The sequence below is a fragment of the Nocardia sp. CA-084685 genome (assembly GCF_050955785.1).
Lineage (GTDB): Bacteria > Actinomycetota > Actinomycetes > Mycobacteriales > Mycobacteriaceae > Nocardia.
In genome coordinates this window covers 9,072,339-9,090,863 of sequence record NZ_CP192094.1, presented here as the reverse complement: position 1 = coordinate 9,090,863, position 18,525 = coordinate 9,072,339, and the positions used below count along the sequence as shown (strand labels likewise).

Genomic DNA, 18,525 nt, shown 5'->3' with positions numbered 1-18,525 from the left:
GCCATGGTGACCAACTGTCCACGGTACCTGCGGTTTCGCCTCAGACCTCTTCGCCGAGCGCCTTCAGCGCTAGGCGGTGCAGGGTGCGCCGCTCGTCCTCGTCGAGGCGGTACAGCACCCGCTCGGCGGCCTTTTCGATGAGCTCATCGGTCTTGCGGCGCTCGGTGCGTCCGGACTGGGTAATGGACAGCCGGTATTTGCGTCGGTCGGTTGAATCGCGGGTGCGGATGACGAATCCGGCCTCCTCCAGGCCATCGATCAGCCGGACCACTTCGCTGCGGTCGATGCCGAGCGCGGTGGAGACCTGCTGCTGGGACAGATCGTCGAACTCCTCCAGACAGACCAGCACCCAGTGTTCGCGCAATGACGTGCCCATCTCGGCGTGTACGGCCTTGTGCAGCTTGCCGAGCGCGTAGGTCGGGAAGCGGAGCAGGCCGCGAGGGTGAATGTGGTCAGCGGGCATTCGGTAATTGTATCTATTGTTGACTTACTAGATTGTTGATAATCTCCGCAATCTAGGTTGTTCTACAAATAGCGGAGGATCCCATGTCGGATACTCGAACGGCCGTCGCCGCCACCGCGCCTGTACTCGAACCCATTCCCGCGCGGGTATGGCGGGTGGCCGGTGTGGTGGTCTTCGGCGCCGTCATGAGCATGTTGGACACGTCGCTGGTGAATATCGGACTGAACACCATCGCGACGGATCTCGGTGCGGCACTCGACAGTGCCCAGTGGATCGCGAGCGGCTATCTGCTCGCACTCGCCGTCACCCTGCCGCTGTGCGGTTGGCTGGGGCGGCAATTCGGGATGGACCGGATCTGGTTGACCGCGCTCGCCGGGTTCACGGTGACGTCCGGACTGTGTGCGCTGGCTCCGAATATCGGCTGGCTCATTGGTTTTCGGATCGCGCAGGGGCTGACCGCCGGGCTATTGGTGCCCGCGGGGCAGACGCTGCTGGGTCAGGTCGCGGGGCCGCAGCGGCTTGGTCGGGTGATGAGTGTGGTCGGCATCGCGGTGGTCGCCGCGCCCGCGATCGGGCCGACCATCGGCGGTGTCATGCTGGCTAATCTGGATTGGGAGTGGTTGTTCCTGATCAATATCCCGTTCGGACTGGTGGCGTTCGTTCTCGGCCGTCGGGTATTGCCGCGGGCGGATGCGACGGGTAACGGGGGCCGATTCGATGCCACCGGGTTCGCATTGATCGGCGTCGGGCTATCGGCCTTGGTCTATGGGCTTGGGGAATTCGGCAGTCGCGGTAGCGTTTCCGCGCCGACGGTGTGGGTGTCGGTGGTGGTCGGGATGCTGGCGCTCGTACTGTTCGTGGCACGGTCGGTGCGCGGTGGGGGACTGCTCGACGTAGGACTGTTCCGGCATCCGGTATTCGCGACGGCGAATGTGGCGAACATCTTCGCCGGTGCGTCGCTGTTCGGGTCGATGCTATTGCTGCCGTTGTACTTTCAGGTACTTCATGGGGACCGTCTCATCGCGACGGGCTTGCTTCTCATGTCCTTCGGGATCGGTGGCATCATCGCGCTGCCCGTCGGCGGCCGGTTGACGGATCGATACGGCGGGGGTGTGGTCGCGGTGGTCGGCAGTGCGGTGACGGTCGCCGTCACCGTGCCGTTCGCGCTCGGCGACGCTTCGATGAATCCTGTTGTCGTACAGGTGCTTCTGTTGATCCGCGGCGTGGCGACCGGGTTGACCGGGGTGCCGATCGTTGCCGCCGCCTACGCCTCGGTGCGGCCCGAGCTGCTGCCCGATGCGGCATCGTTCGTGAATATTCTGCAGCGCGTCGGCGGGGCGATCGGAGCGGCCTTGCTCGCGGTGGTGCTGTACCGTGCGGCGGCTGCTGGATTGCCGGTGGATGCCGGATTCCGGCAGGCCTTCTGGTGGCTCACCGCCGCCTCCATCGTCTCGTTGGTCGCGTCGGTATTGCTGTGGCGCAAGGAGATTCAGTCGCAGCTGTAATGCTGGGCGCCGGGTCGGCGGTTACCGACCCGGCGCGTTATGTGGCCGAGGCCGCGGTGCCGATGCCGAGCGCGGCGAGGATGGCCGCGCTGATCTGCTCGAGCCGATCGCGAACCCTGGGGCGGCGCAACATCGCAACCGCCCGGGACGCCAGCACGGCGAGCAGGATCATCTCGACGGCGGCGATGAAGCATTCGATGGCTCCGAGCGCGAGGGTGTTCGAAAAGGTGACATCGGTGAGGAATTGGGGCAGCACCGCCAGGTAGAACAGTCCGACCTTAGGGTTGAACATGCACGACACGACGCCTGCGCCGAATGCCGAGCGAATCGAGGGTGTGGCCTGCGTGTCCGACTGTTCGGACGCCGTGGCGGTGCCCTGTTTGCGCTGCTCGACGAGTGCTCGAATTCCCAAGTACACCAAATAGATTCCACCGATGATCTTGAGCGTCCGGTAGGCGGTCGCGGATTGTTCCAGCAGTGCGGCGACGCCAGCCGCGACAACTACCGCCCACACGATCCCGCCCAATGCCGAGCCGATCGCCGCGGCGATGCCGGGGCGCGCGTCCACGATCGAGAATCGCAGCACCAGGAACGAATCCGGGCCGGGTGTAATCGACAGCAGAATGCACAGGCCGACAAAGCTGAGCAGCAGGGAAAGCGTCACCGCTCGATCAGACCGCACATCACTCGGCAATGCAACCTTATTTACCGGTGTGCATCGGTATGCATCTTTAAGTCCGGTTGACAGGGCGGTGGGGCATCTGTCAGTCTCGGTTCAGGTCATGAGTACCAGCGTCAAGCCCCGGCTAGCTGGTCGGCAACCCTCCTCCGCGGTGGGGTGCTCCGGGTGACGACCGGGCCGCAGCCCGACTGGGTGCGGCAAGCGCGGACTCGGATGATCACCTGATTTCGGGTCCCATAGCCGATGGGATTTCGTGATGCCTGCTGTCATCGATCAGAGTTGTGCCGCCCTCGCCCGAGTCTCCGGCGACGACCTTCAGGTGCCGCTCGTACAGGGCGGAACGACCAGCTACGCGAACTTCGACTACGCCGCTAGCACACCGGCATTGGCGCAGGTCACCGATCGGCTTCAGCAGTTGCTGCCGTACTACGCGAGTGTGCACCGCGGCGCCGGTTACGCCTCGCGGATCTCCACCGAGTGCTACGAGGCCGCACGCGGGTCGGTCACCCGCTTCCTCGCGGCCGCGGACAACCAGGTCGTGGTGTTCACCCGCAACACCACCGATGCACTGAACCTGCTCGCCGCCTGTGTGCCCGGCGACACCGTTGTGCTGGATATCGAACATCATGCGAACTTCCTGCCTTGGACCCGCCACGGCCGTCGCGTCGTCAAGGCCGCGGCGACCGTCGAGGAGACGATCCGTCAGCTGATCGCCGAATTGTGCAGTAAGCCTGCCGCATTGCTCGCGGTGACCGGCGCGTCGAATGTGACCGGTGAGGTGCTGCCGCTCGAGCGGCTGACCACCATCGCGCATCAGTGCGGTGCCCGCATCCTGGTAGATGCCGCGCAGCTGGCACCGCATCGTCGAATCAGCTTGCGCGCCACCGGAATCGACTACCTCGCGTTCTCTGGCCATAAGCTCTACGCACCGTTCGGTGCGGGAGTGCTTGTCGGACGTCGGGATTGGCTCGATGCGGCCGAACCGTATCTGGCGGGCGGCGGTGCGGTCCGCGAAGTCACCACCACGAAGGCGGAATGGGCTTCCGCACCGCAGCGCCACGAGGCCGGTTCGCCGAATGTCCTCGGCGCGGCCGCACTCGCCGCCGCATGTGATGCGCTGTGCGCGATCGATCCAGAAACCCTTGCCGCGCATGAGCGACGGCTCGCCGATCGGCTGCGCGCGGGGCTGTCCGCGATTCCCGGCATCAACCTGCTGCGCATCTGGGACGACAGCCCGGATACCGTCGGCATTGTCGCTTTCACCCTGGACGGATTCGTCCCCGGCCACGTCGCGGCGTACCTTTCCGCCGAACACGGCATCGGCATCCGGGACGGCCGATTCTGCGCCCACCCGCTGCTCGAGCGCCTCGGCCTGGACGGCGCGCTGCGCGCCAGCATCGGCCTCGGCACCAGCTCCGACGATGTGGACCGACTGATCGAGGCCATCGCCACCCTGGCCGACAAGGGTACATCGTGGAATTACGCCAGCACCGACGGCCTTTGGAATCCGACACCCGAGACCCGGCCCTTCGCCCGCCCCGGCTCTACCGACGGTGCAGCACCCTGCTCGATCGGCTGATCGGACCCGCTCGCTGAGTCGAAGCCGCCGCGCGGCATTGGTTGACCCACGAGCAGTGGATGAAATCCGCGACCTCGCCGGCGGATTCGGCCAGGTCGGCATGATCCGCCTGTGTGTGCGGACTTAACTCTGAAGAATTCACCGAACAACTTGCGGTCCTGCGGAACCGACGCTCTTGCCCTTGCGTCTAGGAATGTGATGGCACTCGTCCGGTCGGGGCGGGAAACGGGGAAGGCGGCTGAATGAATTCGGCAGAGCGGGACGCGCTTCAGTCCTGGACGGACGGGATGCGCGGCCGGGTCGACCAGATGACCGATGTCTACGAGCGGCAGTTGGAGCAGTTCGGCGCGGCGAAATCGGAGCTTGCGAACCTGACCGTGCAGGGCTGGTCACAGGATCAGCTGGTTCGGGTGACGGCGAATGCGGCGGGCATTCCGCTGGATGTGTGGGTGGCGCCGGAGGCGTTCAAGCGCTCGACTCCGGAGCGGCTCGGCGCGGCGATGACCGAGGCGGCGCAGGCCGCGGCTCGAGCCGCCAAGGAACAGCTCGACGCGCGCCTGGCGCCGGTACTCGCGGCGGTATCCGAGGTCGGATTGCCCGAGGATCCGTTCGGCGAACTACCGACGCTCGCCCGACCCGACGGAAATGTCCTGCCTCCGCCTCCGCCCGAATCCGGGCCAGTGCCGCAGATCGAGCTTCCCCGACGGCTGGACGAGGATCCGGATGACGAGGGCCCGCACTGGAAGGGCTGGTAGGTCATGGGCGACGGCGACTTCCGGCTCGATCCGGAGCAGTTCCGTTCCATCGCGACCGAAATCGGGTCGCTCGGCACCGAATTCGCCGCCGAGGTGGCCGAATTCACCAGCGCACTACGCGCGGACGGCGACGGTATCGGCGATGACGAATTCGGACAGGCCTTCCTGCAGAATTTCCTCGGCCCGACCGAGGATGCGAGCGAGATGCTGGACGGTGTGATCGGCCTGCTCGATTCGCTGCGAACACGGTTCACCGCTGTCGCGGACGCCGTGACGACGACCGATGGGGACTTCGAGTCGGCCGTCGAGAAGATCACCGGCCTGCTCGACGAGAACGGTAAAGGGTAGCCGCATGGGGTTGCAGATACCATCGGCGCTGGAGCCGGTGGCGGCCGTCGTCGTCTATCGCTGGCCGAAGGCCGATGAGACCAAGCTGTTCAGTTTGGGCAATAAGGCCGAGAAGATGGCGAACACGCTGGAAAAGTACTCCGGCAGGATCGATACCAAATTCCAAGAGGCCCTTGGCCATATCGCGGGCGAGACCCACGACGCGATCGAACGCTACCGGCAGCAGACGATGCGGGCGATCGAGACGCTCACCGATCTGCTCCGCGATATCGCACTTGCGCTGCGGATCTACGCATCGCTGATTCTGGCCATCAAGCTGTACATCATCTCGATGCTGATCTACACCGCCATTCAGTTGGCCGCGGCCGCCGCGGCGGCGGTGCCGACCCTCGGCGCGAGTACGGCCGAGGCTGCGGCGATGCAGGTCGCGATCCGCACCGCCATCACGCAGGCGCTGCGCAAACTGATCCAGCAGATCCTCACCCAGACCGTCATCAAGGCCGCCACCGGCGCATCGACCAGCACCGCGATGGAATTCCTGCGCCAGACCATGGCCATCGAAGCCGGAACCCGCGACGGCTATGACATCGACCGACTGGTCACCTCGGGCGAGCGCGGCGCACTCAGCGGAGCAATCCAGGGTGCGCTCAACAAACTCGGCTTCGATGCCAAGGATACGAAGAAGCTGGCCGAGCAGCTCACCACCACGGCTTTCGGACCGGCGCGCAATTACAAGGCGTTATACGACGGTTCACAACAGACCGAAACATCGGGCAGCAACGATCAGTCGCAGACCACAACCACGCAGCACGCGCCATATGTGAGTCCGTGGTCCGGGGGTACGACTTTCACCGCCGGTACAACGACCGACGATTCCTCGCCGCAGCATGCGCCGTATGTGGCACCGTCCGCGACGCCGATTTCGATCCACGACACGACCGCGCCGACGTCGACGCATGGTCCGTACACCACGAGCACCTCGCCCGTGAGTCCAGCCGATACGACCACTGATCCACCATCCGAGGAATCCAGCCGAGACGAGCCGAGCCCGGACTCGACCACGTCGTCCTCGCTGGATATGGGCGCGGGCGACACCTTCCACATCGAGGTCCGCAGCGGCTCATCGCTCGAGCTATAGCGTTGCCGCGCAGGCGAATACGCCCGGCCGTGCTCAGTCTTCGAGCGAGGTCGGGCGGTAGTAGCGGCCGCGGTAGTAGAGCAGTGGAGCGGCGCTCGGCTGTTCGTCGGTTCTGTCGTGGACCCGGGTGACCAGGCCGACGACGAAGGTGTGATCGCCGATGGGGATCAGCTGTTGGATGGTGGCTCGGATCCAGATGGGCGTGCCGTGCAGCACGGGCTCGCCGGTGTCCAGCGTGGTCCATAGGGAGCGATCGGTGAAGCGTTGATCGGCGGTGCGGGCGAAGCGCTTGGCCAGCTCGTGCTGATGTTCGCCGAGGAAATGGACCACCACGGAGTCGGCTGCCCGCAACGCCGTCAGGCTCGACGAAGTGTGGGCGATATTGAAGGAGACCAGCGGAGGCTCGAGGGATAGCGATGCGAAGGAGGTCGCGGTGAAGCCGACCGGGCCGTTCGCGGAGCCCAGCGTGACAACAGTGACGCCCGCCGGATAGTGCCGCATGGAGGCGCGGTACAGCTCGGCGGTGATACCGCTCAGATCATCGGGAATCTGGATGTCCGTGGCGGGGGGTTGAGCATCGGTCACAACTGCGCCTCGCTAGCGCTCGGCTCCGCTGCGACCGTTGGTGCTGTGTTGATGGTTCTCTCGCTCCACTCGCTCACATCACGAAACTACGCCGGGTTTCGGTGTGGCGTTCAATCCACATCGATCGGAAGCCCGGCGGTGATGCGTACGAGTTCGCGAAACGAGGTGCGGAACAGGGTATTCGGATGTCCGCCCGCGGCCCAGACCTCCTGGTGCGTGGACAGCGCGTTATCCACCCAGGTCGGCAGGTTGGTGGGATGGCCGACCGGTGCGATGCCGCCGATGGCCTGACCGGTCACCTGCTGCACCATCTCGGCGGGTGCGCGGGTGAGTCTGCCTTCCAGCCGCTCGCCGGTGCGCCCGAGATCGACTTGGTGTGCGCCGGAAACCAGCAGCAGCACCGGATCGTCGTCCAAGAGGAACACCAGTGATTTCGTGATGGCGCCCACATCGACGCCGAGTGCCCGTGCGGCATCGGCGGCGGTGGGCGTGGGGGCGGGCTGAGTGACGATGACACCGTGGTGGCCGCGGGCGATCAGGGTATCTGCGACCCGGCATGCGACTGGTGGAAGCGACCTGCGCATGGAACCAGAGTAGAGCGATTGCGGGCAGTGTGCCGGTTTACTTCTCAGTCAGTGGTCGGATAGCCGGACGGGAGAACCACTGCGGCGCACCGGCTTTGCACAGCATTTGCGCGCGGCACGGACTGGTCTGCTGGCCTGGGCACTTCTGCTTTACGCTATACGAATGACTGATTGGCAGGCTTTCACCGTTGAAACCAAGGATCACATCGCGCAGGTCACGCTGACCGGCCCCGGCAAGGGCAATGCCATGGGTCCGGATTTCTGGCGGGAGCTGCCGGAGATCTTCGGGGAACTGGATGTCGATCCCGAGGTTCGTGCGATTGTGCTCACCGGTTCCGGGAAACATTTCTCCTACGGACTCGACCTGCCAGCGATGGCCGGGACCTTCGGACCGCTGATGGCGGATCGGGCACTGGCCGCGCCGCGTACCGACTTCCTCTACGAGGTGCGCCGGCTGCAGGCCTCGGTGACCGCCGTGGCCGATTGCCGTAAGCCGGTCATCGCCGCGGTCTCCGGCTGGTGCATCGGTGGCGGGCTGGACCTGATCGCCGCCGCGGATATCCGCTACGCGAGTGCGGATGCGAAGTTCAGTCTGCGCGAGGCGAAGGTCGCGATCGTCGCGGATATCGGCTCGCTGCACCGGCTGCCCGGCATTATCGGCGAGGGGCATCTGCGCGAACTCGCCTACACCGGTAAGGACATCGACGCGGCGCGTGCGGAGAAGATCGGCCTGGTCAACGATGTATTCGCCGATCAGGAGGCAACGCTGGAAGCGGCGCACGCCATCGCGCGCGAGATCGCCGCGAATCCGCCGCTGGTGGTGCAGGGCGCGAAGGATGTGCTCGAACAGCGCACCAAGGATCAGGTTGCCGCCGGGCTGCGCTACGTCTCGGCGTGGAACTCCGCATTCCTGCCGTCCGAGGATTTGACCGAGGCCATCCAGTCGGTGTTCGAGAAGCGAGCCCCGGAGTTCAAGGGCCGGTAAAGGCCGGTTATTCACTTGCCCTAACGGTTGGCCCGCGCACATACTTGTATCACGCAACTAATTGATTGACGCAAGTAAAGGTGAGGGGTCGAGTGGACGAGGACGAGCGATCGGTCGACGCGATCGCGATACAGCTCACCCGGCTGCAACGGATCCGCGAGCGGACCGCCGCGCAAATGCGGAGTAAGGACGGCGTGGATCCAGCGGCCTTCGCGGTCCTGTTCCGGCTGCTCTGCGACGGACCGATGCGCTCGGGCGCACTCGCGGAGGCGGTGCATTCGGATGCGTCGACCGTCAGTCGGCACGTCGCCCACCTCGTCGACCGACATTTGGTGGAACGGCAGGCCGATCGCAACGACGGCCGCGCCACCGTGCTCGTCGTCACCGAGCGGGGCCGCGAGACCGCCGAGCGGATACGCAGGCGCAGGCGCGAGAACCTGACCAGGGTGATGGCGGCCTGGGCGCCGCAGGACCGTGCCGCATTCGCCGACCTGCTGCGTCAGTTCGTCGACGACTTCGAGCGGGCCAAGCCCGCGATGATCGCGGCCATCCGCCAGGACCAGCACCAATTCGACCTCGAGACGGAGAACGATTCGTGACCGCACCGGCCACCGTGGCGGAGCCCACGGGTTTCACCCACAGACAGATCCTGACCATCATGAGTGGTCTGCTGCTCGGCATGCTGCTCGCGGCATTGGACCAGACGATCGTCTCCACCGCGATCCGCACCATCGCCGACGATCTCGACGGCTATTCGATGCAGGCCTGGGCGACCACCGCCTACCTGATCACCGCGACGCTGGCGACACCGCTGTACGGCAAGTTGTCCGATATGTTCGGCCGCAAGCCCTTCTTCATGGCGGCGATTTCGATCTTCGTGGTCGGTTCGCTGCTGTGCACGATGGCGCAGTCGATGTACGAGCTCGCGGCGTTCCGCGCATTCCAGGGACTCGGTGCGGGCGGTCTGATGTCGTTGGCGCTGACCATCCTCGGCGATATCGTCAGCCCCCGCGAACGCGCCAAGTACCAGGGCTACTTCCTCGCGGTATTCGGCACTTCCAGCGTGATCGGCCCGGTGCTCGGCGGCGTGCTGGCCGGACAGGACAGCATCCTCGGGATCAGCGGATGGCGCTGGGTCTTCCTCGTCAACGTGCCGATCGGCCTGATCGCGCTCGGCGTCGTGTCCAAGGTGCTCAAGCTGCCGAAGCGGCCGCATTCGACCGACCGGGTCGACTGGTGGGGTGTGCTGGTGCTGGCGATCGGACTGGTACCGCTGCTCGTCGTTGCCGAGCAGGGGCGCGAATGGGGTTGGGGCAGTGGACGATCCATCCTCTGCTATGTGATCGGACTGCTCGGTGTCATCGGGTTCGTGCTGGTCGAGAAGTCGATGAAAGATAAGGCGCTGATTCCGCTGCGGATGTTCGCCAATAAGACCTTCGCGCTCGGCGTGGTGATCTCGGTCGTGGTCGGCTCGGCGATGTTCGGCGGCATTTCGCTGCTGCCGCAGTACCTGCAGGTGGTGCGCGGATCCAGCCCGACGCTGGCCGGTCTGCAGATGCTGCCGATGGTGCTCGGGATGATGACCGGCTCGGTCGTATCCGGCCAGCTGATCTCGCGTACCGGTCGTTACCGGATCTTCCCGCTCATCGGCGCGAGCATGTTGACGCTCGGCCTGTTCCTACTGCACTTCGTGAATGCCGACAGCCCACTGTGGGTCGCGATGATCTTCATGGCCTGCACCGGATTCGGACTCGGCAATCTCATGCAGCCGCTCACCATCGCGGTGCAGAATGCGTTGCCGCCCAAGGATATGGGCGTCTCCACCGCTGCGGCCACGTTCTTCCGCCAGATCGGCGGCACGATGGGTGTCGCGGTATTCCTGTCGATCCTTTTCGCGCAGTTGACGCCGAACATCTCCACCGAGATGAAGTCCGCGGCCACGGATCCGGCGTTCCAGCACGCCGTGGTCGAGGCCGCGCACAGCAGCAATCCCGCTGATGCCGCGCTCGCGAAAGGTCTGCTCGCGCAGGATACGTCGGCCGCCGGTGGGGTGCTGAAGGACAGTTCGATTGTGCAGCAGCTCAGTCCGGAGCTGGCGCGGCCGTTCAAGGTCGGTTTCGCGGAATCGATGTCGACGGTATTCCTTTCGGTGACCGGTATGGCGCTGCTCGCGCTGATCCTGGTGCTGTTCTGGAAGGAAGTGCCGCTGCGCACGGTCGGCGGTATCGAGGCGGCCAGGGACGGGGCGACGAAGTCGGCCGACGGTGACGGGCCGGATGTCGTGGAGCGCGCGGGCTTGTTGACCGCGGGTGGCGAGGCGGTGAGCCCGTCCCAGGATGTGCTGGCCAACTCCGCGAATGGCACGGTCGGTTCGACCAACGGTGCCGGACCGAGGTCTGGCGGTGCCGGTTCCGCGTGAACCTGCCCGAATCGCGCCCGGTACTGGCACTTGCCGGGCGCGATCCGTTTCACGGACCGCGGCAAAGGCTTTCGCTGGGCGGCCAGGGGTGGTGTCGCCCTGGATGGTGCCGCGCCGAGTTCGCTGCGATCGGTCGATGCTGGACCGGGTGACGACCTGACGGTCTGCTGGAATCGCCGTGCCCATCGAGTCGAGGTTAGAGTCGAATTCGTGAACTCGCTCGACACGACGGCTCTGCGCAAAGCATTCCTGGACGAGACCGATCAGCTCGCCGACCTGTACCGGTCCGCCGACCCGAAGACGCCGATACCGACCTGCCCGGACTGGACCCTGTCGAATCTGATCGCGCACGTCGGCGGTGGAAACCGTTGGGCCGCAGCGATGATCGCCAACCGGGCCACCGAATTCCTGGAATTCCAGCAGGTTCCCGATTACCGTCGGCCACGTGACCTGGACGAGGTCGACGGGTGGCTGCGAGCCGGTGCCCGAGCGGTGATCGACAACATCGACACAGTGGGTTCCGATGTCCTGGTCTGGACGCCGTTCGGTTCCCCGCGCCCGGCCGAATGGTGGGTGCGCCGCCGCCTGCACGAGGCGACCGCGCACCGCGCCGATGCCCTGCTCGCCTTGAACCACGAGGTGGCCATCGCTTCCGAACTCGGCGCAGATGGACTGTCGGAGTTTCTCGAGATCGTCGAGTTGGGCCCACGCTTCGAGACCCCGCTCGACGAGGGTGCCAGCCTGCGCCTGCACGCCACCGATACCGATGACACCTGGACAGTTCTCCGATCCGGCGACACGATCACCACGACCGACAACCAGACACCGGCCTCGTTGACAGTCCACGGCACCGCCGTGGATCTGTACCTGCTGTTGCTGCGTCGGCTCCCAGCCGACAGCCCGACGCTGGCGACCTCCGGAGACCTGGAGGTACTCGCGACCTGGCTGGAGCGCATCAGATTCTGAACCTGCGGCGGCGGTTTCGATTCGTCGGGATTGCGCTGGCGTTGTAGCGGTCGAAGTGGGGCGGTCTCCCGCCGGTGCGCCCGTGCCGCTTCCGGTTGGCGATCTGATCGGATCTCCGGCGTAACCGCCTGTATCCGTTTCTGCGCAGCAATTTCCGATTCGCGGCAGATGAATACGCCTTGTCTGCGATCAGTAGCTCCGGATTTGTGCGTGGTGCGCCGCCGTGGAGGCGGGGCACCACGACACCGTTGAGCACCTCCGGCAGCATCGGACTGTCGCCGGCCTGCCCGGGAGTGATCAACACTGCCAGGCCACGGCCATTTCCGTCGACGGCCAGATGTGCTTTGGTGGTCAGTCCTCCGCGGGAGCGGCCGATCGCGTGGTCGGCGGGTTCAATGCCCTCCACCACGAGGCGGTTGTTGGCGAAGTTGCGACCCGCGCACCCTACGGACTTCGGGAGCAGCAACTCCAGCAGCTCCCACTGCGATCGGTGAGCACGTGATACCGAGCATTTACTGCTGCAACCACAGCGAGGTTTACCTGTCGAACGAATCAGCAGATGAGGGGAAGTAATAGGGAGGCGAAGGCACGGGCGGTCGGGTTCTCGATGGTCCGCTCAGCCGGGGTAGTGGACACCCGTCAGCTTCTCGGAGACCTCCCAGAGGCGGCGCTGTCTGTCAGGGTCCATCGAGCGGGAGCTGGATTTCACCCGATCCGGATAGCCTCGGATCTCGAAAAGCCCTGAAGGACCGTAGTATCCGCCGCCCTCGGCAGTCGGATCGGTTGCGGCACGGAGGGTGGGTAGCGCACCCATGGCGGCGGTGCGCCCGAACAAACGCGCGATGGCCAGGTTCGGCAGCCGGAAAGCCGCGGGAGAGTAGCGGAAGACCTCGGTGCTCGCGCCGCCGGGATGTGCAGCCAAAGCATGCGCCGACGTTCCGGCGAGACGGCGATCGAGTTCGTAGGTGAACATCAGGTTCGCCAATTTCGACTTGCCGTAAGCGTTTCCGGCGGAGGCAGCCGGATCGTCCGGCGCGATACGACCGAAACGATGCCCGATGCTGCTGACGGTCACCACCCGCCCGGCGCCGGATGCGACGATGTGATCCAGCAGCAGTCCGGTCAAGGCGAAATGACCGAGATGGTTGATTCCGAATTGGATTTCGAAACCATCCTCGGTTGTGCCGGAGAGTCCGGTGACGCCGGCGTTGTTGATCAGCAGATCAACCTGGTCGTAGCGGCTGCGGACGACTTCGGCCGCGGCGCGAATCGATGCGAGGGACGCCAAGTCGAGGGCGACGGTGTCCACCGTCGCATGGGCCGCCCGAATCGCGATGCGGGCGGCAGCGTCTGTCGCCTTGCCGGGATCGCGGCAGGCGAGCATCACGGTGGCGCCGTGCTCGGCCAACGCTCGCGCGGTTTCGAATCCGAGTCCGGTATTGGCACCCGTGACGAGCGCGATTCGCCCGGTCAGATCGGGGATGTCGACTTCGGACCACTTGCTCACGAGATCACTCCTAACATGAATGGTGCGTTCACATTAAAGTGAACCAGTAGTTCATGTTGTAGGCAAGATGGCCCAGGAGGGTGACAGTGAGATGACCGATCGACCCAGGCGCGCAGACGCGCTGCGCAATCGTGAGGCGATCGTCACCGCCGCACGCGAACTCGTCGTCGTCCAGGGGCCCGACATCGGCATGGACGAGATCGCTGCCGCAGCCGGTGTCGCTGTCGGCACGCTGTACAGGCATTTTCCCGCCAAGCAGGATCTGATCGAGGGCATTGTGACCGACCTGGCCGAGGCGCTCGGCCGGTCGCTGGATTCGGCGCTGGACAGGGTCAGGCACGGCACCAGCTCGGCTGTTGACGAGCTGATCGCGCTGCTACAGCACGTGGTGATCGACATGCGGCAGGAACGTCTGCTCCGGTTCGCCGTCGCTGGAGTCGCCAAGGATTCACTACGGGGGATCCAGAGACGCGGACATGCCGCCGTCGAGCAGTTGGTCGCCGCCGCGCACAGAGCCGGCTCGCTCTACTCGGACATCACCACCGACGATGTGGTCCTGCTGCTGTCCACTGCGCCCGCCGACGCCATGTCCGAGGTGGAGCAATTGCGATGGTTGACACTGGCACGTCGAGCGCTCACACCGGACCCCTCACCGGAATGCAGGCCATGATCCTTCCGAGACGCCACAACCATCCCAGCCACGAAACCTATTGGGAGACATAACTTAGGGCCGAAAGGTGCGCAGGTTCGATGTGGCGGGTCAGTGGCGGGTGCGGAGGTATTCGTCGTGTTCGAGGTCTTCGCGGTGGTAGCGCTGGGTGAGGGTGGTGAGGCGGTGGATTTCGGCGGCCATGGCATGGGGTTCGACGGGTTTGGCGATGATGGGGTCGCCGGTTTTCACGTAGTAGCGGCCGTCGGGATAGTCCATCCACCAGAAACCGCGTGCCGGGGTGGGGCGCGCGTCGAGGGCTGGGCCGGGGCAGATGGTTATTTCGCCGAAGGCGGAGCGGGGGCGCTGGAAGATGCGGTCCAGTTGTTCGATGGGGCCGATGTCGTGGGCACGACGGATGTGACGGTCACGCTCGGCGGCGATTTCCGCGCGGCGGATCTCCAGCGGTGGGTGGGTGCCGGGTCCGCACGCCGGTAGCGCGGCCACCGCGAGCCGGGCGACTTGCTCTGCGGCACAATAGGTTACGAGAATATCGCCGCCGGTGTCCGGACTCGAGCCGGGGAATTGTTGCAGCGCTGCCCCGGCCTGAGCGCGGACCGCGCCGTGGAACCGGTAGGCATGCGAAACATCGGCACCTCCGAAACCCTTCGACTCGACACGGACATCCGGCTCGAGCAGAACCTCGATGGCACGTTCGAGCTCGGGCGAGTACTTGGCCAGCAGGGAATCGACGGCGGCCTCGCGGTGCCGCTTCAGCTCATCGAAGTCGGCGATGTCGGTGCGATAGTGCAGCGGATAGGGCAAGCGGTCGCGACCGTATGCGGCCCAGAGGATTTCGAACTCCAGACCCGTGAGCCTGTGTCTGCCCGCCCCGTCCCCACTGCCGCCCGCCGCTCCGCCGTCCATACTCACTGCGCCGCCTCCACCGATTGCCATTCTCTGCACTCACCCCTCCGCTGCTCAGCCTCGCTCACGCTATCGCGTGCATCGGTTCGTTTACCGCGTATGTTGTCTGGCTCGGGGTGCTGCCGCGCATCGGTTCGTTTGTCGCGTGTGTTGTCTTGCCGGGTGCTGCCGTGCATCGGTTCGTTTACCGCGTATGTTGCCTGGCTCGGGGTGCGGCGCGCATCGGTTCGTTTGCCGCGTATGTTGCCTGGCTCCGGGTGCGGCGCGCATCGATTCGTTTGCTGCGCATGTTGTCTTGCCGGGGTGCTGCCGCGCACCGATTCGTTTGCCGCACAGGTGGTCTGGGTGCGGTCAACTGCGATCTCGACGGCGCTGACCACGCATTGCTGCACCAGTGGGCGGCGTCGGAGCGCCGTTGCGAAGTCATCGCATTGGATTCGGGCACATTGTGGCTCGCCGTCGCGCACGAGCCAGCGTTGGCCGGGGACACCGCGCTGCAATAGGCGTTCGACGCACACCTGTACTGGCCCGGATGCGGCCCACCAGGAGCGCGATTGGTCGGGTCGCTGCCGCGGGCCGCGTGCGTTGCGCCGCTTGGCCTGCTGCCGGGCGCTGAATCGTGTGCCGCGCGTGCTGTGCTGAGCACTGATCCGTGTGCTGGGCGCGCCGTGCTGTGTATCGATTCGAGTGTCGTGCATCTTGTTTCGCTCGGGCCGCTGCTGCACATGGACGCGTGCGGCGTGCGTGTTGTCTGGGTTGGGCTGCGGGTGCGCACCGGTTTGCGTGGCGCGCATTGGATGGGTCTGGTTATTGCGGGCATTGGTTTGTGTTCCGTGTGCTTTGTTTCGCTGGGGCTGTCGCGCGTGGGGTGGCGTGGCGTGTGTGTTGTTTGGGTTGGGCTGCTGGTGCCGTGCCGAGCGTCGCGTTGGCCTGGTTGCTTCAGGGCATCGATCCGTGCGCCGCGTGCGCTGCCTCGCTCGAGCTGCTGCCACGCGCAGACTCACGAGCCGCGCGTGTTGGCTCGGTTGGGCTGCTGCGCAGCGGTTTGTGTGGCGCGCATGTTTTTGTCCGGCGAATTCGTGCGTGGCGTGTGAATTGGTGCGCGGCGGTGGGGTATTGGGTGCGTTGTTGGTGGGGTGGGATGGTGGGGGCGGGGTTAGTAGGCGGGGTCACTGGTGGGGGGTTCGCCGATTACTGGGGGGACGGTTTTGGGGTGGGAGTTCAGGCCGGTGAGTTCTTCGCCGTGTTCGGCGGTGATGAGGTAGTCGGGGACGGCTTTTTTGCGGTCGTCGTCGCTGGACTTGTTCTGGCCGGGGGCGCCCATGCCGGACATGCCGGAGCGGCCTGATGTTGCGGTGCTCTGGCGGGTGGTTGCGGCGGCTGTGGTCGTTGTCGTTGCTGGTGTGCCGGCGATACTGCGGCCGGGGCTGCCCTGGGTGGCGCCGGGGGTGCCGGTGCTGGTTGGGCGGCCAGTGGTGGTTCCGATGCCGGGGGTGTTGAGGCTCGGGGTGGATGTGCTCGGGTTCGCGGTGGTGGTGGAAGCGGATGGCGTTGTCGCGGTTGAGCTTTGCGGGGTGGTGCTGGCGGCGGTGGTGGCATTCGGTGTTGTCGTCGACGGGGTCGTGGATTGTTCGGTGCCTGTCGGTTTGCCCGAATCCTGGCCCTGGTTGCCCGAGCCGTCCGAACCATCGCCACCGGTACCCGCGGAGCCGTCGTCGGAACCCGAAGATCCTTGCGTACCACCGGCATCGCGGCCTGGCGTGACGGGGCCGGGGCCGTCGACGATCGTCGGTGCGGTGGGCATGTAGGGGACGCCGACATCGGTCTGCCCCGCGACCTGGCCGTAGACCGTGCGCAAGATTCTGCGCCCCTCCTGCTCGGCCTCGGTGCTGGTGTATTCGTCGGTCTTCATGACGCCGTCTTTGGGCAGCGTCTTTCCCGCGATATCCGGGCGTTCGGACAGACCCGGCATCAACGCCTGGGTCTGCTCCAAGCCGGTCTTCATTTCCGCGAGCTTGAGACTGGTCAGCGTGGCCGCCTGCGCCAGCGGAACGGACTTTTCGTAATAGTTGTTCACCGCAGTCACGGCGGCGTGCGCGGCCACGCCGGTCCATCCGGGGCGGTCGTTCTGCCCGTTGATGGTGCGATCGAATTCGCGCTTGAAGACCTCGAAGGTGCCGGTCAGGTCCGCGCCGATATTCGCCCACATGGTGACCGCGTCATCGACAAGTTTCGGTTTCATCGCTGAGACGGCGGTCTGCATCTGCTCGAGGGTGAGATGGTCGTAGCTGTCCGGAGTCGTGATGTGCGGCGGTTGCGTCTCACCATCGAAACCGTGGTAGCCCGACTCGGTTTTGTAGATCCAGTCGCGGTCTCGATTCCACTGCTCTTGGGCCTCGATGACGCGGCGCTGGTAGTCCTCGTAGGTCATTCTGGAGTCACCTGCCTGACCTGGGAGGCGCTGTATTGGTCTTGGGCACCGAAGTTCGCGATCGCTTTGGCCACAACCTGTTTCAGGTTCTTGACGGCATCGATATGCTGCTCGATCACAGTGCTCAGAGAGCGGTCGGTTCCGGAGGCGGTTTCGGAGAACTTCTTCTCCAGGATCTTGCCCGAGTTGAAGGTGCCGAACCCCGTTATGTTGCTAATTCTGTCGATGCTTTCGAGCACCGAGTTCAGCCCGTCGATCTGGTCGTCGCAGACCTTGTCCAAGCCGCTCCCAACCTCCGGATCCAGTGATAGCTCACCAGCGTTGGCTCGGTCGAGCAATCGCGTCCATTCGCCGGGATCGATGCCTTCGATCATCCGTCCCCCTCAACGTCCAGGTAAATACTCGGCCAAGGCTTCGCTGAGACGATGCACCTCGGCACATGGCTCACCAGCCCCGTCGACTCCGTATCGATTGATCACATTGAATTCGACAATCCCGTGCGGCAGTTCAACGGCAAGCCAGCAGGTCAGGTCGTGCCTAGTACCAGGTTGGCGGAACTGGAGTGCCGGACGGGAACCGACGGTCGATGGGGTGTGTTCTACATAATCGGTCCGTTGCCTGATTTCCTCGAGCGTGTGATCCGACGACAGGACTCCGAAGTTGTAGGTCTTCGCCTGGGATAGCCAACTGCACACTTTCCACCCCGTGGGGTCGACTCCGGCAACGGTAGTGTCTTTGCTGGCAGTGTTCAGCCCGAGCGCGGATATTGCGGAATCTGGTATGTCGCAGGGATTCCAGATCGCTGCTTCGGGGTCTTTCGACGTCGTGGCCGCTACAGTCGTTGCCGATGCTTTCGTGCTGCTCGGCGCCGGAGCGCTCTCCCCTGAGTTGTCATTGCATCCGACAAGCACTAGCGCCGCGCCGAGGATCAGCGCCGTAGCGCGCGGCATCTTCGCTGTACCAACCATCCGCGAACCCCTTCGCTGCCACCCGTCCCTAGGG

The 18,525-nt window shown here is 65.1% G+C and carries 20 protein-coding genes and 1 riboswitch; of the genes, 10 read left to right on the top strand and 10 right to left on the bottom strand.

Going from position 1 to position 18,525, the window contains the following annotated elements; all coding sequences use genetic code 11:
* Positions 1 to 40 precede the first annotated feature (40 nt).
* Positions 41 to 463, bottom strand: a complete 423-nt coding sequence (locus ACQP2U_RS40130; protein ID WP_397037743.1) for a MarR family winged helix-turn-helix transcriptional regulator — start codon at positions 461 to 463, stop codon at positions 41 to 43.
* Between the two features lie 83 nt (positions 464 to 546).
* Here ACQP2U_RS40130 and ACQP2U_RS40125 point away from each other — a divergent pair, with 83 nt between their 5' ends.
* Entirely contained in the window at positions 547 to 1,968 is a 1,422-nt protein-coding gene (locus ACQP2U_RS40125) for a DHA2 family efflux MFS transporter permease subunit (RefSeq protein ID WP_433712376.1), read from the top strand.
* A 37-nt stretch (positions 1,969 to 2,005) separates the two neighbouring features.
* Here the strand turns inward: ACQP2U_RS40125 and ACQP2U_RS40120 are convergent, their stop codons facing one another.
* Positions 2,006 to 2,632, bottom strand: a complete 627-nt coding sequence (locus ACQP2U_RS40120; protein ID WP_433712375.1) for a LysE family translocator — start codon at positions 2,630 to 2,632, stop codon at positions 2,006 to 2,008.
* Between the two features lie 114 nt (positions 2,633 to 2,746).
* Positions 2,747 to 2,860, top strand: a riboswitch (SAM riboswitch).
* A 46-nt stretch (positions 2,861 to 2,906) separates the two neighbouring features.
* Here ACQP2U_RS40120 and ACQP2U_RS40115 point away from each other — a divergent pair.
* From ACQP2U_RS40115 to ACQP2U_RS40100, 4 genes are all read left to right on the top strand, one after another.
* The gene (locus ACQP2U_RS40115) at positions 2,907 to 4,229 is read left to right on the top strand and encodes an aminotransferase class V-fold PLP-dependent enzyme (protein ID WP_433712374.1); all 1,323 of its coding nucleotides are present in this window, start codon (positions 2,907 to 2,909) and stop codon (positions 4,227 to 4,229) included.
* A 242-nt stretch (positions 4,230 to 4,471) separates the two neighbouring features.
* The gene (locus ACQP2U_RS40110; RefSeq protein ID WP_433712373.1) at positions 4,472 to 4,984 is read left to right on the top strand and encodes a YbaB/EbfC family nucleoid-associated protein; all 513 of its coding nucleotides are present in this window, start codon (positions 4,472 to 4,474) and stop codon (positions 4,982 to 4,984) included.
* A gap of 3 nt (positions 4,985 to 4,987) precedes the next feature.
* A complete protein-coding gene (locus ACQP2U_RS40105) occupies positions 4,988 to 5,332 on the top strand; it encodes a hypothetical protein (protein WP_433712372.1) in 345 nt (114 codons plus the stop codon).
* Positions 5,333 to 5,336: 4 nt separating this feature from the next.
* The gene (locus ACQP2U_RS40100; protein WP_433712371.1) at positions 5,337 to 6,470 is read left to right on the top strand and encodes a hypothetical protein; all 1,134 of its coding nucleotides are present in this window, start codon (positions 5,337 to 5,339) and stop codon (positions 6,468 to 6,470) included.
* 33 nt (positions 6,471 to 6,503) lie between these two features.
* Here the strand turns inward: ACQP2U_RS40100 and ACQP2U_RS40095 are convergent, their stop codons facing one another.
* Together ACQP2U_RS40095 and ACQP2U_RS40090 are read right to left on the bottom strand one after the other, a co-directional pair.
* Positions 6,504 to 6,971 carry a flavin reductase family protein gene (locus ACQP2U_RS40095; protein WP_397037790.1) on the bottom strand — a complete coding sequence of 156 codons (468 nt, stop codon included), beginning with the start codon at positions 6,969 to 6,971 and terminating at the stop codon, positions 6,504 to 6,506.
* 194 nt (positions 6,972 to 7,165) lie between these two features.
* Positions 7,166 to 7,639: a YbaK/EbsC family protein gene (locus ACQP2U_RS40090; protein ID WP_397037754.1), complete on the bottom strand. Its 474-nt coding sequence runs from the start codon at positions 7,637 to 7,639 to the stop codon at positions 7,166 to 7,168.
* Positions 7,640 to 7,802: 163 nt separating this feature from the next.
* On the opposite strand from ACQP2U_RS40090, the gene ACQP2U_RS40085 reads away from it, so the two are divergent.
* The 4 genes from ACQP2U_RS40085 to ACQP2U_RS40070 all read left to right on the top strand — a co-directional run bounded on the left by ACQP2U_RS40085 (position 7,803) and on the right by ACQP2U_RS40070 (position 12,009).
* Complete coding sequence (locus ACQP2U_RS40085; RefSeq protein WP_433712370.1) at positions 7,803 to 8,624, top strand: crotonase/enoyl-CoA hydratase family protein; 822 nt, start codon at positions 7,803 to 7,805, stop codon at positions 8,622 to 8,624.
* A gap of 92 nt (positions 8,625 to 8,716) precedes the next feature.
* Positions 8,717 to 9,223: a MarR family winged helix-turn-helix transcriptional regulator gene (locus ACQP2U_RS40080; protein ID WP_433712369.1), complete on the top strand. Its 507-nt coding sequence runs from the start codon at positions 8,717 to 8,719 to the stop codon at positions 9,221 to 9,223.
* 59 nt (positions 9,224 to 9,282) lie between these two features.
* On the top strand, positions 9,283 to 11,043 hold the full coding sequence (locus tag ACQP2U_RS40075) for an MDR family MFS transporter (protein WP_433716747.1): 1,761 nt from the start codon (positions 9,283 to 9,285) through the stop codon (positions 11,041 to 11,043).
* Between the two features lie 210 nt (positions 11,044 to 11,253).
* Entirely contained in the window at positions 11,254 to 12,009 is a 756-nt protein-coding gene (locus ACQP2U_RS40070) for a maleylpyruvate isomerase family mycothiol-dependent enzyme (RefSeq protein WP_433712368.1), read from the top strand.
* On the opposite strand, the gene ACQP2U_RS40065 is transcribed toward ACQP2U_RS40070, so the two are convergent.
* Both ACQP2U_RS40065 and ACQP2U_RS40060 read right to left on the bottom strand, forming a co-directional pair.
* A complete protein-coding gene (locus tag ACQP2U_RS40065) occupies positions 11,999 to 12,415 on the bottom strand; it encodes a transposase (RefSeq protein ID WP_433716746.1) in 417 nt (138 codons plus the stop codon). The genes ACQP2U_RS40070 and ACQP2U_RS40065 overlap by 11 nt on opposite strands.
* A gap of 210 nt (positions 12,416 to 12,625) precedes the next feature.
* A complete protein-coding gene (locus ACQP2U_RS40060; protein WP_433712367.1) occupies positions 12,626 to 13,516 on the bottom strand; it encodes an oxidoreductase in 891 nt (296 codons plus the stop codon).
* A 91-nt stretch (positions 13,517 to 13,607) separates the two neighbouring features.
* Here ACQP2U_RS40060 and ACQP2U_RS40055 point away from each other — a divergent pair, with 91 nt between their 5' ends.
* Positions 13,608 to 14,186, top strand: a complete 579-nt coding sequence (locus tag ACQP2U_RS40055; protein WP_433712366.1) for a TetR/AcrR family transcriptional regulator — start codon at positions 13,608 to 13,610, stop codon at positions 14,184 to 14,186.
* Between the two features lie 90 nt (positions 14,187 to 14,276).
* On the opposite strand, the gene ACQP2U_RS40050 is transcribed toward ACQP2U_RS40055, so the two are convergent.
* The 4 genes from ACQP2U_RS40050 to ACQP2U_RS40035 all read right to left on the bottom strand — a co-directional run bounded on the left by ACQP2U_RS40050 (position 14,277) and on the right by ACQP2U_RS40035 (position 18,491).
* Complete coding sequence (locus ACQP2U_RS40050; RefSeq protein WP_433716745.1) at positions 14,277 to 15,092, bottom strand: ESX secretion-associated protein EspG; 816 nt, start codon at positions 15,090 to 15,092, stop codon at positions 14,277 to 14,279.
* Between the two features lie 1,156 nt (positions 15,093 to 16,248).
* Positions 16,249 to 17,523 carry a hypothetical protein gene (locus ACQP2U_RS40045; protein WP_433712365.1) on the bottom strand — a complete coding sequence of 425 codons (1,275 nt, stop codon included), beginning with the start codon at positions 17,521 to 17,523 and terminating at the stop codon, positions 16,249 to 16,251.
* Entirely contained in the window at positions 17,520 to 17,897 is a 378-nt protein-coding gene (locus ACQP2U_RS40040; protein WP_433712364.1) for a hypothetical protein, read from the bottom strand. The genes ACQP2U_RS40045 and ACQP2U_RS40040 overlap by 4 nt, the downstream gene beginning before the upstream one ends.
* Positions 17,898 to 17,906: 9 nt before the next feature.
* Positions 17,907 to 18,491: a DUF3558 domain-containing protein gene (locus tag ACQP2U_RS40035; RefSeq protein ID WP_433712362.1), complete on the bottom strand. Its 585-nt coding sequence runs from the start codon at positions 18,489 to 18,491 to the stop codon at positions 17,907 to 17,909.
* Positions 18,492 to 18,525 lie beyond the last annotated feature (34 nt).